Annotated in this window: 13 protein-coding genes; 7 read left to right on the plus strand and 6 right to left on the minus strand. The window is 71.2% G+C overall.

Features of this window, described 5'->3' with window-relative positions; all coding sequences use genetic code 11:
• Window positions 1-798, plus strand: coding sequence for an endonuclease/exonuclease/phosphatase family protein (locus tag OC439_RS02625; protein WP_262012013.1), 798 nt, complete (start codon window positions 1-3; stop codon window positions 796-798).
• Here the strand turns inward: OC439_RS02625 and OC439_RS02630 are convergent.
• Both OC439_RS02630 and OC439_RS02635 read right to left on the minus strand, forming a co-directional pair.
• Window positions 785-1,078, minus strand: a complete 294-nt coding sequence (locus OC439_RS02630; RefSeq protein ID WP_262012014.1) for a GAP family protein — start codon at window positions 1,076-1,078, stop codon at window positions 785-787. The two genes, OC439_RS02625 and OC439_RS02630, sit on opposite strands and share 14 nt — an antisense overlap.
• A 359-nt stretch (window positions 1,079-1,437) precedes the next feature.
• A complete protein-coding gene (locus OC439_RS02635) occupies window positions 1,438-2,400 on the minus strand; it encodes a TIGR03557 family F420-dependent LLM class oxidoreductase (protein WP_262012015.1) in 963 nt (320 codons plus the stop codon).
• 306 nt (window positions 2,401-2,706) lie between these two features.
• Here OC439_RS02635 and OC439_RS02640 point away from each other — a divergent pair, with 306 nt between their 5' ends.
• From OC439_RS02640 to OC439_RS02650, 3 genes are all read left to right on the plus strand, one after another.
• Window positions 2,707-4,095: a cellulase family glycosylhydrolase gene (locus OC439_RS02640; RefSeq protein WP_262012016.1), complete on the plus strand. Its 1,389-nt coding sequence runs from the start codon at window positions 2,707-2,709 to the stop codon at window positions 4,093-4,095.
• Between the two features lie 148 nt (window positions 4,096-4,243).
• Window positions 4,244-4,810: a hypothetical protein gene (locus OC439_RS02645; protein WP_262012017.1), complete on the plus strand. Its 567-nt coding sequence runs from the start codon at window positions 4,244-4,246 to the stop codon at window positions 4,808-4,810.
• A gap of 114 nt (window positions 4,811-4,924) precedes the next feature.
• A complete protein-coding gene (locus tag OC439_RS02650; protein WP_262012018.1) occupies window positions 4,925-5,458 on the plus strand; it encodes a hypothetical protein in 534 nt (177 codons plus the stop codon).
• A gap of 67 nt (window positions 5,459-5,525) precedes the next feature.
• Here the strand turns inward: OC439_RS02650 and OC439_RS02655 are convergent, their stop codons facing one another.
• From OC439_RS02655 to OC439_RS02670, 4 genes are read right to left on the minus strand one after another with little or no spacing between them, the layout of a single operon-like run.
• Entirely contained in the window at window positions 5,526-7,769 is a 2,244-nt protein-coding gene (locus OC439_RS02655; RefSeq protein ID WP_262012019.1) for an alpha-galactosidase, read from the minus strand.
• Complete coding sequence (locus tag OC439_RS02660) at window positions 7,766-8,647, minus strand: carbohydrate ABC transporter permease (protein ID WP_262012020.1); 882 nt, start codon at window positions 8,645-8,647, stop codon at window positions 7,766-7,768. The genes OC439_RS02655 and OC439_RS02660 overlap by 4 nt, the downstream gene beginning before the upstream one ends.
• Window positions 8,644-9,600 carry a carbohydrate ABC transporter permease gene (locus OC439_RS02665; RefSeq protein ID WP_262012021.1) on the minus strand — a complete coding sequence of 319 codons (957 nt, stop codon included), beginning with the start codon at window positions 9,598-9,600 and terminating at the stop codon, window positions 8,644-8,646. Before OC439_RS02665 ends, OC439_RS02660 begins: the two co-directional genes overlap by 4 nt.
• 22 nt (window positions 9,601-9,622) lie before the next feature.
• Window positions 9,623-10,954: an ABC transporter substrate-binding protein gene (locus tag OC439_RS02670; protein WP_262012022.1), complete on the minus strand. Its 1,332-nt coding sequence runs from the start codon at window positions 10,952-10,954 to the stop codon at window positions 9,623-9,625.
• Between the two features lie 280 nt (window positions 10,955-11,234).
• Here OC439_RS02670 and OC439_RS02675 point away from each other — a divergent pair, with 280 nt between their 5' ends.
• The 3 genes from OC439_RS02675 (at window position 11,235) to OC439_RS02685 (ending at window position 15,149) form a co-directional block, all read left to right on the plus strand.
• Window positions 11,235-13,244, plus strand: a complete 2,010-nt coding sequence (locus tag OC439_RS02675; protein WP_262012023.1) for a beta-galactosidase — start codon at window positions 11,235-11,237, stop codon at window positions 13,242-13,244.
• Between the two features lie 35 nt (window positions 13,245-13,279).
• Window positions 13,280-14,056, plus strand: coding sequence for a DeoR/GlpR family DNA-binding transcription regulator (locus OC439_RS02680; protein ID WP_194802589.1), 777 nt, complete (start codon window positions 13,280-13,282; stop codon window positions 14,054-14,056).
• Between the two features lie 103 nt (window positions 14,057-14,159).
• Window positions 14,160-15,149 (plus strand): sporulation protein, encoded by a 990-nt coding sequence (locus tag OC439_RS02685; RefSeq protein ID WP_262012024.1) that lies wholly within the window; start codon window positions 14,160-14,162, stop codon window positions 15,147-15,149.
• Window positions 15,150-15,157: the final 8 nt, after the last annotated feature.

Genomic DNA, 15,157 nt, shown 5'->3' on the forward strand with positions numbered 1-15,157 from the left:
ATGCTGCGGGTGATGACCTGGAACATCCGGACCGGCGGGCGGGACGGCGGCGGCGCCGACCGCCGGGACCGGATCGTCTCGGTCGTCACCGCGCAGCGCCCCGACGTGCTGGCCCTGCAGGAGCTGCGCGGCATGGACGCCACGCTGGACGGCCTGGCCGACCGGCTCGGGATGGCGGCGTACCCGGCCCGGTCCTGCTTCGGTCAGCCGGTGGCGGTGCTGGTCCGCCCGCCGCTGCGGGTGCTGCGTGCCGGCCGGGTCCGCCGCCCGTTCCACCACGCCGCCGCCCGGGTGCAGGTCGCCACCGGCGCGGGACCGCTGACCGTGCTGAGCACGCACCTGTACCCCTACTCGGGTGGGCGGCGGCGGATGGAGGCGGACTGGCTGGCCGCCGCGCTGCGGCGTACCGGGGGAGAGCTGGCCCTGCTCGCCGGGGACCTGAACACGCTGGAGCCCGCCGTCGACCACACCGCCCGGCTGGCCGGGCTGGCGACGGCGTACCGGCGGCGGCACCTGCGCCGCGACGGCCGTACCGTGGACACCCGCGCGGTGGCCCGGCTGCTCGACGCCGGCCTGGTGGATCTGTGGCCGCGGTCCGGCGGCGACGAACCCGGCGGCCTGACCGTGCCGACCCGGCACGGCGGCGCCGAGTTCGCCGGGATGCGGCTGGACTACCTGCTCGCCACCCCGGCGCTGGCCGGCCGGGTACGCGCGGTGCGGGTGGTCCGCGACGGTGACGCGGACACGGCCTCGGACCACTATCCGGTGCTGGCCGACGTGGACGTCACGGCCGGCTGACCGACCCGGACGCCAGATCGGCCACCACGAAGGCCGCGAAGATCAGAATGACCGCCTCGCTGACCAGCCAGGAGTGCCTGTCGGTCCAGGAGCGGAACACCGGCAGCAGCCGGTCCGCGCGCTCGCCGAACAGCAGCAGCGCCAGCAGCGGAAGCGCCAGCAGCAGCAGGGTGAGCGCCGTGAACGGCAGCAGATGCCACCACGGACGGCCGTGCCCGGCCATGCTGCCCGCGACCGACGCCATGACCAGCTCGTCGCTCGGCACCGCGACGGCGAGCACCAGCCCCAGACCGAAGGCGTACGTGGCATCAACGGCCCGAGCACGCCGACCGCCACGCCGCCCAGGAAGGCCGTCGAGCTGCGGCGCGGGTGGTGTCCGCCGGCGAGGACGACGGCGCTGACGAGCTTCGACCCGGCGACCATCTCCAGCGCCAGCGGCAGCGCGGTCAGCAGGGGCATGCCCCATTCTGGTGCCGCCGCCGAGCGCGCCGGGCCGGGTTCTACAGGACCAGGTTGAGCAGCACGGTGAGCACCACCGAGGCGACGATCGAGAAGAGGATCATCAGCAGGCAGCCGAGCCCGCCTCCGGCGGGACGGATCTCGGTGTTCCCGATACGCATGGCGTCAACTCCTCAGCGGTCACAGCTCGCGCAGCCGGGGCAGCAGCTCCTCCTGGGCCCAGTCGAGGAACATCGGCTGGGTGTCACCGCCCACCTGCACCAGCGCGACGTGGGTGAAGCCGGCGTCGACGAACTTCTTGAACGCCTCGACGTGCCGGTCGGTGTCCGGGCCGCAGGAGATGCCCTCGGCCACGTCGTCCTCGCGGACGAACTGGGTGGCCGCCTCGAACGACTCCGGGCCGGGCAGGTCGGCGTTGACCTTCCAGCCCAGGCCGAACCAGCGGAACTGGTCGTGCACGATCTTGCGGCACTCGTCCTCGTCCGGGCCGTAGCAGATGGCGACCTGCCCGTAGCGGGGGCGGCCCGCGCCGCCCGCCTCCTCGTACATGTCGATCAGGTGGGACAGCGGGTCGGTGGCGATCATGGCGTCGGCGTACTCGGCGGCCAGCGTGGCCGACTGCCGCCCGGACGCGGCCACCGCCATCGGCACCGGCCGCTCCGGCCGGTCCCAGACGTACGCGTCGGGGACGTCGAAGTGGTTGCCGGAGAACGTCAGCGTCTCGCCGTTGAGCAGCGGCCGGATGATCTGCAGCGCTTCCTCGAACATCTCGTGCCGCTGCTGCACGTGCGGCCATCCGCCCACCACGTGCTCGTTGAGGTTCTCCCCGGCGCCGAGACCGAGCGTGAACCGCCCGTCCGAGAGCACCCCGATGGTGCTGGCCTTCTGCGCCACGACCGCCGGGTGGTACCGCCGGATCGGGCAGGTCACGAACGACATCAGCTCGGCCCGGCTGGTGGCGTGGGCGACCGCGCCGAGCACCGACCAGGCGTACGGGGAGTGGCCCTGGGACTCCAGCCAGGGGTAGTAGTGGTCGGACATGACCAGATGGTCGAAGCCGGCGGCCTCGGCGCGTACGGCGTGGTCGACCAGTTCCTTCGGGCCGGCCTGCTCGCACATGAGGGTGTAACCGACGTTGACCATGGCACGTCTCCTTCCCGGGCGGATCGTCCCCGGATACCCCGCCCCGCGCGGGTCAACCCTGCTGTCCGCTTCGCCGCCCGCCTTCGGCCGGTTGTCTTAACCGGTTCAGTACGCGTGGCCGGTCAACCCCCGTCGTCTACCGGCGCGTTCCGCTTAACCGGTTGCCTAAAGCCTTCCATCGCCCTACGCTGATGCCTGCGTCCGTTCGGGAACCGGGCGGCGGCTACCGGGCTCAGTCGCCACCACCTCGTCACCGTCACCGCACCCCCGCTCGGGCACGGGGGAGACCTTCCCCTGAGGACAGCCATGAAGAAACTGCTCTCCGTCGCGGGCGCCGCCCTGCTGACGGCCCTCGCCGCCGTCTTCGCCCTCGGGCAGCCGGCCAACGCCGCCACCGGGTTCTCCGTCTCCAACGGGCGGCTCTACGACGCAGGCGGCGTCGAGTTCGTGATGCGCGGCGTCAACCACGCGCACACCTGGTACCCGCAGCAGACCAGCTCCTTCGCCAACATCAAGGCGCTCGGCGCGAACACCGTCCGGGTGGTGCTGTCCAGCGGCGACCGCTGGACGAAGAACAGCGCCGCCGACGTGGCGAACGTGATCTCACTGTGCAAGGCGAACCGGATGATCTGCGTGCTGGAGGTGCACGACACCACCGGGTACGGCGAGGACGGCGCCGCCACCACGCTGGCGAAGGCCACCGACTACTGGCTGAGCATCGCCGACGTGCTCAAGGGCCAGGAGAAGTACGTCATCGTCAACATCGGCAACGAGCCGTTCGGCAACCAGGGCTACAGCGCCTGGACCACCGACACCTCGAACGCGATCAAGCGGCTGCGCGCCGCCGGCCTCACCCACACGATCATGGTGGACGCGCCCAACTGGGGCCAGGACTGGTCGTTCACCATGCGCGACAACGCCGGCACCGTGTTCGCCGCCGACCCGCAGCGCAACACCGTCTTCTCCATCCACATGTACGGCGTGTTCGACACCGCCGCCGAGATCAGCGACTACCTCGGCCGGTTCCGGACCGCCGGGCTGCCCATCGTGGTCGGCGAGTTCGGCTTCAACCACTCCGACGGCAACCCCGACGAGGACGCCATCATGGCGTACGCCCAGGCCAACGGCATCGGCTACCTCGGCTGGTCGTGGAGCGGCAACGGCGGCGGCGTGGAGTACCTCGACATGACCACCGCGTTCAACCCGGCCCAGCTCACCAGCTGGGGTCAGCGGATCTTCAACGGCGCCAACGGCATCGCCGCCACGTCCCGCGAGGCGTCGGTGTACGCGAGCACCACCCCGACCGCCAGCCCGACGGTCAGTCCCACCGTGAGCCCGACGACCAGCCCGACCGTCAGCCCGACGCCGCCGCCGCCCACCACGCCCCCGCCGGCCGGTGGCTGCACCGCCACCTACACCGTCGCGAACTCGTGGCAGGGCGGCTTCCAGGGCGAGGTCAAGGTGACCGCCGGAGCCGCCGCGATCACCGGCTGGACGGTGCGCTGGACGTTCGCCAACGGCCAGTCCGTCACCCAGGCGTGGAACGCGAGCGTCAGCAACAGCGGGTCGGCGTACACCGCCCGCAACGTCGACTACAACGGCCGCCTCGGCGCCGGCGCGAGCACCACGTTCGGCTTCATCGGCAGCTGGACCGGCACCAACTCCACCCCCGCGACTACCTGCACCGCGAGCTGATCCACCGGGTGGCCGGGTCCCGTGCGGGCCCGGCCACCGCTCTCCGACATAGTGATCAAGGAGTTTGCGCCGCGTCCGGGCGCGGGTACAGACGCCACGCCCTTGATCGCGGGTCGAGGCGCGAGCGCGAGGGACCGGAGGCGACGTCATGAGCACGGGAACCAGGGGACGAGCGTCGGGGCTGGTGATCGGCTCGCTCGTGGCCATCTCGTTCGGCACCGTGTTCGTGCTGGTCAACAGCGGCGGTCTGGACGCGCCCTGGCCGCTGGTGCTGCGCGTCGCCGGCCTGCTGGTGGCCGCGATGCTCCTGGTCACGCTGTTCCGGGTGGCCGGCCGGGAGACGCCCGCCCCGCAGCGGGAGGCCGCCGGGTTCATGGACCGCCGCTACTGGCTGGTGGTGGCGCTGGAGGCGGTCGCGCTCTTCGGCGGCCTGTTCGTGATCAACAACGTGCTGGACCGTCCCGCCGTCGGTGTCGCCTGGGTCGCGGTGGTCGTCGGCGTGCACTTCTTCGGCCTCGCCCACGTCTGGCGGATGCCGCTCTACCACTGGCTGGGCGCCGTGATGACAGCGCTCGGCCTGGCCGGGTTCCTCGCCCACGCGCTCGGCGCGGGCGCCGGCACCGTCGGCCTGATCTCCGGTGTGGGGTGCGGCGCGGCCCTGTTCGCCGCAGTGGCCCTGGCCCTGCGGGACACCGTCCGTCGCGCCGCCGCCTGAGGACGACCGGACCGCTGATTGCCGCCGGGAGGAAGGCGGCCGGAACGTGGTGACTCAGGGTGTTGCGCTCTCCGCTTAGCGTGAGGGGAGTCGTACTCCCTGAAGGGCGGGGACATGTGGGAAACGATTCTGGGCTTCGTCAGTCTGATGCTGGTCGCGGTGTCGTTGTGCTTCTCCGCCGTGCAGACGCGGGAGGTGGCGAAACAGGGCCGCATCAACAACGGCATCGGCTCGGCCACCGCGCTGATGGAAGTGAACAACTTGTCTCGCGCCTGGCACGACCGCCTGTTGGAGAATCCGCCGCTTCGCGCATACTTCTTCGACCGGAAGCCCTCCGCGCCGACCGACACCGACCGGTCCGTCGTGATCACCCTCGCGGAGCTACTCGCGGACGTGCTGGAGTGCGAGCTGCAGGTGGCCGGGCTGCTGCCCGACTTCCGATTCGCCCACTCCTGGCACCGGTGGCCCGCGCACATGCTGGAGCAGAGCCCCGTCCTGGTCGAGGTGGTGGAGAGCCACCCCGACTGGTGGCCCACGCTCCACGAGCTGTGGCGCTCGACCGGCGAGTCCCGCCCGGCGGCCGTGCCCCATCCATTGGTCGGTGGGGCTGCGGCCACCTCGGCCCGCGTCCCGCGGCGGCGCCGGTGACCCCATGAACGTCCGGGGCGCGTAGGCCTCCGCGGTTGAACGGGCCGGTCACCGCTGCCGGCGTCTCTCAGCCAACGACGGCGACCTCCAGGAGGAGGGCCTGTTCGGGGTGCAGGGCGGGGAGCTGAACGCCGACAGTGCCCAGCACCGAACCGCTCACCGTGATGCCGTCGCCCGGCCAGGCCAGCCAGCCGGGCGGGGACATCTCCAGCGCCGCGGGCTCCGGCACTCCGGCGGGCGGGCGGACCCGGTAGCGCCGCTGCGGGTCCAGCCCCGGCAGCCGTACCGCGCCCGGCACCTGCGCCGCGGAGGTGGCGAGCCGGCTGACCGCGTACACCGCATGGGAGCTGTCGTGGGCGACCACGCCGTGGGCCTGCACGGCCGGGTCCTGGTGGTCGACCCGGACCACCCGGCCGGTGTGCAGCAGCGGGCGCAGCCGCTTGTGCAGCGCCACCCAGGCGGCGAGTTCGGCCCGCTCGCCGGCGTCGATCGCGCTGATGTCCCACTCGATGCCGTGGTGGCCGAACAGCGCGGTGACCGCGCGGAAGCTCAGGTCGTGTACGCGGTGCGTGGTGTGCGAGCGTTCCGGGCCGATGTGCGTGCCGATCAGTTCCGGCGGCAGCAGCAGGCCGGTCCAGCGCTGGATGGACAGCCGTTCCAGCGCGTCGTTGCAGTCGCTGGCCCAGACCCGGTCGGTGCGGCGCAGGATCTCCAGGTCGACCCGGGCGCCGCCGGAGGAGCAGCTCTCGATCTCGACGTCCGGGTGCCGGGCACGCAGCTCGTCCAGCAGCCGGTAGACCGCGAGGGTCTGCGCGTGCACCCCCGGCCGTCCGGCGTGCCCGGCCTCGGTGAGGTCGCGGTTGTGGTCCCACTTCAGGTACGCGAGCCCGTCGTGCCCGCTCAGCACCGCGTCGAGCCGTTCGAGCAGGTACGCGTACGCGTCCGGGTGGGCCAGGTCGAGCACCTGCTGGTGCCGCCACGGTGGCGGCAGCCGGCCCGGCGCCTGGAGCACCCAGTCCGGGTGGGCGCGGAACAGGTCGGAGTCGGGGTTGACCATCTCCGGTTCGACCCACAGCCCGAACTGCATGCCGTGCCCGCGAACGTGGTCGATCAGCGGCTGCAACCCGTCCGGCCAGACCTCGCCGTCGACCCACCAGTCGCCGAGCCCGGCCTGGTCGTGCCGCCGGCCGCAGAACCAGCCGTCGTCGAGCACGAAGCGTTCCACCCCTACCTCGGCGGCCCGGTCGGCCAGTGTCCGCAGCCGGTCCAGGTCGTGGTCGAAGTAGACCGCCTCCCACACGTTCAGCGTGACCGGCCGGGGCGTGCGCGGGTGCGACGTGCGTGCTCGCAGGTGCGTGTGCAGCGCGTCGCTGAGCCCGTCCAGCCCGTCGGCCGAGTGCGCCGCGTAGAGCAGGGGAGTGGCGTACTCCTCGCCCGGCCCCAGCACGATCTCGCCGGGTGCGAGCAGCTCACCGCCGCCGAGCGTGGACTCACCTGTCGGACGGCGCTCGGCGGCGGTGACGTGGTCGCCGCTCCACGCGGTGTGCACCGCCCACACCTCGCCGTGCCGGAAGCCGAACCCGGCGGTGCCCGCGACCAGCAGCAGCGTGGCGTCGTGGCCGGTGCGGCCGTGCCGTCCCTCGCGTACCCACGCGCCCATCGGCCACGGGTGCCGCTGCGGCGCGCGCTCCCGGCACCACCGGCCGGTCAGGTCGAGCAGCTCGGTGGCGACCGCCGGCACCGGCAGCACCGGCGTCAGCTCCCGGACCTCGTACCGGCCGTCGCCGTCGTTGCGCAGCCGGTGCCGCAGCGTCAGCACGCCCGCCGCGTCCAGCGTGATCTCGACGGTCAGGCTCAGCCCCGCGCCCGGGTCCGCCGCCCGCACCGTGACCCGCCCGGAGGAAAGGAAGGGCCCCTTGATAACGCCTGGTGCAGGTAAAGGGTCCCCTCCTAACACGCCGGGTCCGCTCGTGGCAACACCGTCGAGCGGCGGCGCCGGTGCCGCGGGCTCGTCGTGCACGTCGAGGCCGGTGAGGCGGAACGCCGTCGACCAGTCCCGGCCGTCGCGGTGACCGGCGAGACCGGGCCGCCCGCTCCACCCGGCGCTCGCCTCGGGCAGCAGCGACAGCACAGTGGGCGCGTCGAAGCTGCTCGGCACCACCGGCGGCACCGTGGCGTCGACGACTGCGGGCAGGTCCTCGTCGGGCAGCGGGCCGAGATCGGTGCCCCAGTGCACGACCCGGGGCAGCCCCGGGCCGCGGGCGTCGAGCACCAGGCTGGTCCGCGCGCGGCGCAGGTGGACGATCGTCATCCCTTGGAGGCTCCCAGCGTCAGACCCCGGACGAACTGCTTCTGGAGCAGGAAGAAGATCACCAGGGTGGGGATCGCGACCAGCACCGAGCCGGCCGAGACCAGGTTGTTGTCGGTGAAGAACTCGCCGCGCAGGTTGTTCAGCGAGCTGGTGACCGGGAACTTGTCGCCGGTACGCATGAGCACTGTGGCCCAGAAGAACTCGTTGTAGATCCAGGTGACCTCGAGCGTGGCGAGGGCGGCGAGCGCCGGGCGGCACAGCGGCAGCGTGACCTGCCAGTACTGCCGCCACACGTTCGCCCCGTCGACCATCGCGGCCTCGTACAGCTCGTGCGGCAGCGCCTTCATGTAGTTGCTGAGCACGAACACGCAGAAGCCGCACTGGAACGCGACGTTGACCAGGATCAGCCCCCAGTAGCTGTCGTACAGCAGCTCCGAGTCGCTCATCCAGGTCGGCAGCGGGATCTCGGTGAACATCCGGAACAGCGGGATGAGCAGCGCCTGCTGCGGCAACAGGTTCGCCGCGGTGAACAGGCCGAGCAGCGCGATGTTGAGCTTCCAGCTGAACCGGGCGATCACGAACGCCACGCAGGAGGCGAGGAACAGCGTGAGCAGCACCGCCGGGACGGTGATGTACGCGGAGTTGAGGAAGTGCTTGCCGAACTCGGCGGTACGCCAGGCGGTGACGTAGTTGTCGACCGTCCAGCCGCCGAGCGACACGTAGCCGTTGGCGGCGGTGTACTCGTAGGAGCGGAACGAGGTGAGCACCGCCCAGAGGATGGGGAACAGCCAGCCCACGGCGACCGTACCCAGGAACAGGTGCAGGACGACCCGGGCGGGCCGCACGGGGCGGCGGCGGCCGGCGGAGACGGCGGTCATCGCTTGTCCTCCCGCATCACGGTCCAGAGGTAGATGGTGATGAAGACCAGCGAGACGGCCAGCATGATGGTCGCCAGCGCGGAGCCGAAGCCGATCCGGCTCGCCTCGCCCACCACGTTCTGGGTGACCAGCGCGGAGATCAGTTCCAGCCCGTTGCGGCCCTTGTTGATGACCCAGACCAGGTCGAACGCGCGCAGCGACTCGATCACCGTCACCACCAGCACGATGATGTTGATCGGGCGCATCACCGGGAAGACGACCCGGAAGAACGTGCTGGTCTCCGAGGAGCCGTCGACCGCGGCGGCCTCCCGCAACGACGGGTCGACGCCCTTCAGGCCGGCCAGGTAGAGCAACATGATGTAGCCGACGTGCCGCCAGCCGGCCGCCACAAGCACGGCCCAGATGTTGACGTTCGGGTCGCCGTACCAGTCGGTCTCGCCGCCGAACACGCCGTTGAGCAGCCCCTGGTCGCGGCTGTAGATGAGCTGCCAGACGAAGCCGATGAGCGCCAGCGACAGCACCACAGGCAGGTAGAGCGCGGTCTGGTAGAAGCGACTCCCCCGAATCTCCTTGTCGAGCAACACGGCGAGGAACATGCCGAACGGGGTGGCCACCACGAACAGCGCGGCCAGCCAGAGCAGGTTGTTCTGCACGGCGGGGACGAACGGCGGGTAGATGTTCACCACGTCGTCGTAGTTCTTGGCCCCGACCCACTCGATCTCGCTGATCGGGCCGATGCCGTCCCAGTTCGTGCCGGAGAGCAGCACCGTCGCCACCGCGGGCAGCCAGACCAGCCCGGTGACGAGCAACAGGGGTACCAGCACCATCAGCGTGATCACCACGCGGTCGGTGCGGGACAGGAGCCGTAGCCGGCGGCCGCGACCACCGTTGGTGGTGGTCGCGGCCGGCGGCGGCACGGCGCGATCCGCTTGGATCAGGGGCAGGTCGGACATGATGTCCTTCCCCCTTCCGCCGTCAGCTGGTGAAGATCGACTTCTTCTGGTTCTCGATGCTGGTGAGCAGCCCGCTGATGTCCTTCGGGTCCTTGATGAACTGCTGCAACGCCGGGATCATCACGGTGGAGGCGAAGTCCGGCCGGGTGTCGCGGTCGAGGAACTGGGCGATCTCGGTGGCGGAGCCGACCAGCTCGGCCGCCTTCTTCTGCAGCGCGGTGTAGGCGCCGGTGTCCGCGCCGCTGTTGGCCACGAGCGTGCTCGGGTCGTTCTTGACCGTGATGTCCGCCGCCTCCTTCGAGCCGAGGTACGTCAGCAGCTTCTGCGCCGCGTCCTTGGACTTCGGCTTGCGGGCCATCATGTAGCCGTCGATCGGGGCGTCCAGCGCCTTTGCGCCGATGGTCGAGTCGATCTCGGGGAACGTGAAGAAGTCCAGGTCCTCCAGGTCGGCGCCGCTGAACTGCTGGCCGACGAACAGGCCGAGCAGGTACATGCCGCTCTTCTTCTGCTGCAGCGACTGCGCGGCCTCCTGCCAGGTGCGGCCGAGCGAGTCCGGCTGGTGCAGGGGGAGCAGCCCGGCCCAGGTGTCAAAGACCTTCTTCACCTTGTCGGAGGTCCACGCCTCCTTGCCGGCCATCAGGTCGATGTGGAACTGGTAGCCGTTGATCCGCAGGTTGAGGATGTCGAACGTGCCCATCGCGGGCCAGCCGTCCTTGTCCGCGAACGCGATCGGGTTCAGGCCGTCCTTCTTCATCTGCGCGCCGAGCGTGTTGAGGTCGTCCAGCGTCTTCGGCACCTCGTAGCCGCGCTGCTGCCACACCGACTTGCGGTAGAAGACGGCCCACGGGTAGTACGACGCCGGTACGAAGTACTGCTTGCCGTCGTCGCCTGTGGACGCCTTCTTGAACGCGTCGGAGTAGCCGTCGAGCTTGCCCCACACGTCGCTGAGGTCACCGGCCAGGCCCTTGGCGGCGAAGAAGCGCATCCGGTAGCCGGCGAACCAGGTGAACACGTCGTCCGGCTTGCCCTGCAGGTAGTTGTTGATGTTCTCCTGGAACGTGTTGTGGTCGACCGTGTTGATGTCGACGGTCACGCCGGAGGACGTCTTGAAGCCGTCCATCACCTTGGCGACGACGTCCTTGGGCTTCGGGTCCGACTGGTTCGAGCCGAGCGAGACGCTCTTGGCGTCGCCGCCGGACCCGGAGTCGGAGTCGCCGCAGCCGGCGAGCAGCCCGGTGCCGAGCAGCGCCCCCGCGCCGGCCGCGCCGGCGAGCAGCGAGCGCCGGTTCAGGCCGGCGACGGACGGGGGTACGAGCCGGGCGAGGTATTCGGCTTGCGAGCGGGGACGGGACATGGTGCCTCCTGCGTGGAAGAGGTGCGCTGCGCTCATGGACCGTGATCGTTGGCGGTGAGCGGTGTTCGTGTCGGCCGTGGCAGATCCACCGAGAATCCACACGTCCGAACACAAACAGCCGGTGGCGCTTGAAGCTACCCCTTGGCGCGGCGCTGTCAAGAGGGCAAAAAGACGACGCTGTCAGCGGCAGGACAGGGCAAAGAGCCGGTAAACGTTGGAACTTCAGTCGATGTTGGAAAGTGTTGACTTGGGGTGCTGTTCGGGGGCAACCTCTGCTGTCATGCGGAACTGGCACGGCGAGGGCATCTGGTACGGCGCCGACTACAACCCGGAGCAGTGGCCCGAGCAGACGTGGGCCGAGGACGTCGACCTCATGCGACGCGCCGGGGTCAACCTGGTCTCGGTCGGCATCTTCTCCTGGGCCCTGATCGAACCCACCCCGGGGCGGTACGTCTTCGACTGGCTGGACCGGGCGATCGACCTGCTGCACGACGGCGGCATCAGCGTCGACCTGGCCACCGCCACCGCCAGCCCACCACCGTGGCTGGCACACCGGCACCCGGAGACGCTGCCCCGCCGGGCCGACGGCACGGTGCTCTGGCCCGGCGGCCGGCAGGCGTACTGCCCCAGCTCGCCGGTGTTCCGGGACCACTCGCTCGCCCTGGTCGAGGCCGTCGCCCGCCGGTACGCGCGACACCCCGCCGTGGTGCTCTGGCACGTCTCGAACGAACTCGGCTGCCACAACGTGCACTGCTACTGCGACGTCAGCGCCGAGGCGTTCCGCGGCTGGCTGCGCGAGCGCTACGGCGACCTGGACTCGCTCAACGCTGCCTGGGGCACCGCGTTCTGGAGCCAGCGCTACCACGACTGGGCCGAGATCAACCCGCCGCGTACCGCGCCGACGTTCGCCAACCCGACCCAGCAGCTGGACTTCCTGCGGTTCTCCTCCGACGAGCAGCGCGCCCAGCTGCGCGCCGAACGGGAGCTGCTGAACCGGCTCGTCCCGCAGCCGGTCACCACGAACTTCATGATCGGCACCGGCATCAAGTATCTGGACTACCACTCGTGGGCCTCCGACGTGGATGTGGTCGCCAACGACCACTACCTCACCGCCGCCGACCCGCAGCCGCAGGTCAACCTGGCGCTGGCCGCCGACCACACCCGGGGCGTCGCCGGCGGTGCGCCGTGGCTGCTGATGGAGCACTCCACCAGCGCCGTCAACTGGCAGCCCCGCAACGTGGCGAAGACGCCCGGCCAGATGCGCCGCAACAGCCTCGCCCACGTCGCGCGCGGCGCCGACGGGGTGCTGTTCTTCCAGTGGCGGGCCTCCCGGGCCGGCGCGGAGAAGTTCCACTCGGCGCTGGTGCCGCACGCCGGGCCGGACACCAAGGTGTTCCGCGAGGTCTGCCGGCTCGGTGCCGACCTGCGCGCGCTCGCCGAGGTACGCGGCAGCCGCGTCGACGCCGACGTGGCGATCCTGTTCGACTACGAGGCATGGTGGGGCGCCGAACTCGACTCCCACCCGAGCGTCGACGTCACCTACACCGACCGGCTGTCCGCGCTGCACGCCGCGCTCTGGCGGGCCGGGGTCACCGCCGACGTGGTGCACCCGTCGGCCGACCTGTCCCGCTACCGGCTCGTCCTGGTGCCCACGCTCTACCTCGTCCGCGACGCCGACGCCGACGCGCTGCGCCGGTTCGTGGAGGCGGGCGGCACGGCTGTGGTCACCTACTTCAGCGGCATCGTCGACGAGCACGACCACATCCGGCTCGGCGGCTATCCCGGCGCGTTCCGCGACCTGCTCGGCGTACGCGTCGAGGAGTTCTTCCCGCTGCGGGCCGGCGAGACGGTACGCCTCGACGACGGTGCCCGCGCCGACGTGTGGACCGAGTGGCTGCACGCCGAGGGCGCGGACGTGCTGGCCGCGTACACCGACGGGCCGCTGCCCGGCGTGCCGGCGCTGACCCGCAACGCCGTCGGCGCGGGCGCCGCCTGGTACGTCGGCACCCGGCTCGACGACGAGGCCACCGACCGGCTGGTGGCCCGGCTGCTCGACGAGACGGGTGTCCGTCCGCCGGTGGGCGCGCCGCCCGGAGTGGAGGTGGTCCGCCGTCGCTCGGCGGATCGGAGCTGGCTGTTCGTGGTCAACCACACCACCGGGCCGGCCCGGCTGGCGGTCACCGGCACCGAGCTGCTCGGCGGCGTCCGGTGCGACGGCGATCTGGAGGTGCCGGCGGGTGAGGTGGCGGTGGTCCGCGAGGAGCCCGCGCCCGTGCCCGCGACCGCCTGACCGGTACGTGGCCGTTCGCGCCGAGGAGGTCCCCCATGCTCGCCCAGCAACGGCAGAGCGCCATTCTGGAGTTGATCCGCCAGAGCGGCGGCGTCCGGGTCAGTCACCTGGTTAGCCGCTTCGGTGTGTCCGACATGACGATCCGCCGCGACCTGGAGGTGCTGGCCGACCGCGGCCTGATCGACAAGGTGCACGGCGGCGCCACGCTGGCCGGACCGGGCTCCACCGAGGAGCCCGGCTTCGCCGCCAAGTCGGTACGCCAGCAGGCCGAGAAACGCGCCATCGTGGAGCGGGCCGCCGGCCTGGTCGAGCCCGGGATGGCGGTGGCGCTGTCCGCCGGCACCACCACCGCCGCGCTGGCCGCCCGGCTGGCCGAGGTACGCGGGCTGACTGTGGTCACCAACTCGATCCCGGTGGCCGACGCGCTCTACCAGAATCCCCGCGCCGACCAGACGGTGGTGCTGACCGGTGGCATCCGTACCCCGTCGGACGCGCTGACCGGCCCGGTCGCCGAGGCGGCCATCGCCGCCCTCAACGTCGATCTGCTCTTCCTCGGCGTGCACGGGATGAGCCCGCGTACCGGGTTCACCACGCCGAACCTGCTGGAGGCGGCGGTGAACCGGCGGCTCATCGGGTCCGCTCGCCGGCTGGTGGTGCTCGCCGACCACACCAAGTGGGAGACCATCGGCATCGCCACCATCGCGCCGCTGGAGGAGGCGGACGTGCTGATCACCGACGGCGGCCTGCCGCCGGAGGCCCGCCGGCAGCTCGGCGAGCAGGTCGGCGAGCTGGTGGTGGTACGCGCCGACTGAGGCCGCGGCGTGCCTCACAGCCACTTCTCAGCCCCGCCGTTTAGGGTGCCCTGACGAAACGTCCGACGGTCCATGTCGGAGTGCCGTTCAGCGGGAGTGACCGATGGTCTTCAAGAAGATGTTGAGCGCGTTCGGCGTGGGTGGCCCGAGCGTCGACACGGTGCTCACCAACCCGAACACCCGGCCCGGGCTGACCCTGGACGGTCACGTCAACCTGGTCGGCGGCGACAGCCCGGCGCGGATCGAGCAGATCAACCTCGGCCTGGTCACCCGCGTCGAGATCGAGAGCGGCGACCACGAGTACGCGGGCGTGATGGAGTTCCACCGGATGCCGGTCAGCGGCGCCTTCGAGCTGGCGCCGAAGCAGCAGCTCTCCATCCCGTTCCAGATGCCGGTGCCGTGGGAGACCCCGATCACCGACGTGTACGGCCAGCGCCTGCACGGCATGACGATGGGCCTGCGCACCGAGCTGGCGGTGGCCCGCGCCGTCGACAAGTCCGACCTGGACCAGGTGTCGGTGCACCCGCTGCCGATCCACGAGCGGATCCTGGAGGCGTTCCAGGCGCTCGGCTTCCGGTTCAAGCACGCCGACCTGGAGCGCGGCCACATCTACGGCGTGCCGCAGACGCTGCCGTTCTACCAGGAGATCGAGTTCTTCGCCGCGCCGCAGTACGCGCAGACGGTCACCGAGGTCGAGCTGACGTTCGTGACCAGCCAGCAGGGCGTCGAGGTGATCCTGGAGTGCGACAAGCGCGGCGGCTTCCTCAGCCCCGGGCACGACGTCATCGGCCGCTACTCGGTCCCGCACAGCGACGCCACCCGTACCGACTGGGTGCAGGTCGTCGACGGCTGGCTGCGGGAGACCACCGGCCGCTACGGCACCATGCGGGCCCAGGGCTTCGGCATGCCGCACGGCGGCCACGGCTACCCGGGTCACCACGGCTACGCCAGCCACGGACGGCGCGGCCCGGGCATGGGCGGCGTGGTCGCGGGCGCCGCGCTGGGTGTCGCCGGCGGCATGATCGCCGGGGAGATGCTCGACGACGCGTTCGACGGCGGCGGCGACGACTTCGGGGACTTCGGCGAGGAGTGAGCAGACGC

The organism is Micromonospora sp. Mcm103 (assembly GCF_024519755.1).
Taxonomy (GTDB): domain Bacteria; phylum Actinomycetota; class Actinomycetes; order Mycobacteriales; family Micromonosporaceae; genus Micromonospora; species Micromonospora aurantiaca.

Excerpts from the sequence above, each read along its gene's own strand:
- OC439_RS02625 (WP_262012013.1), top strand. The coding sequence starts at position 1 with ATGCTGCGGGTGATGACCTGGAACATCCGGACCGGCGGGCGGGACGGC.
- OC439_RS02635 (WP_262012015.1), bottom strand. The coding sequence starts at position 2,400 with ATGGTCAACGTCGGTTACACCCTCATGTGCGAGCAGGCCGGCCCGAAG.
- OC439_RS02640 (WP_262012016.1), top strand. The coding sequence starts at position 2,707 with ATGAAGAAACTGCTCTCCGTCGCGGGCGCCGCCCTGCTGACGGCCCTC.
- OC439_RS02645 (WP_262012017.1), top strand. The coding sequence starts at position 4,244 with ATGAGCACGGGAACCAGGGGACGAGCGTCGGGGCTGGTGATCGGCTCG.
- OC439_RS02650 (WP_262012018.1), top strand. The coding sequence starts at position 4,925 with ATGTGGGAAACGATTCTGGGCTTCGTCAGTCTGATGCTGGTCGCGGTG.
- OC439_RS02655 (WP_262012019.1), bottom strand. The coding sequence starts at position 7,769 with ATGACGATCGTCCACCTGCGCCGCGCGCGGACCAGCCTGGTGCTCGAC.
- OC439_RS02660 (WP_262012020.1), bottom strand. The coding sequence starts at position 8,647 with ATGACCGCCGTCTCCGCCGGCCGCCGCCGCCCCGTGCGGCCCGCCCGG.
- OC439_RS02665 (WP_262012021.1), bottom strand. The coding sequence starts at position 9,600 with ATGTCCGACCTGCCCCTGATCCAAGCGGATCGCGCCGTGCCGCCGCCG.
- OC439_RS02670 (WP_262012022.1), bottom strand. The coding sequence starts at position 10,954 with ATGTCCCGTCCCCGCTCGCAAGCCGAATACCTCGCCCGGCTCGTACCC.
- OC439_RS02675 (WP_262012023.1), top strand. The coding sequence starts at position 11,235 with ATGCGGAACTGGCACGGCGAGGGCATCTGGTACGGCGCCGACTACAAC.
- OC439_RS02680 (WP_194802589.1), top strand. The coding sequence starts at position 13,280 with ATGCTCGCCCAGCAACGGCAGAGCGCCATTCTGGAGTTGATCCGCCAG.
- OC439_RS02685 (WP_262012024.1), top strand. The coding sequence starts at position 14,160 with ATGGTCTTCAAGAAGATGTTGAGCGCGTTCGGCGTGGGTGGCCCGAGC.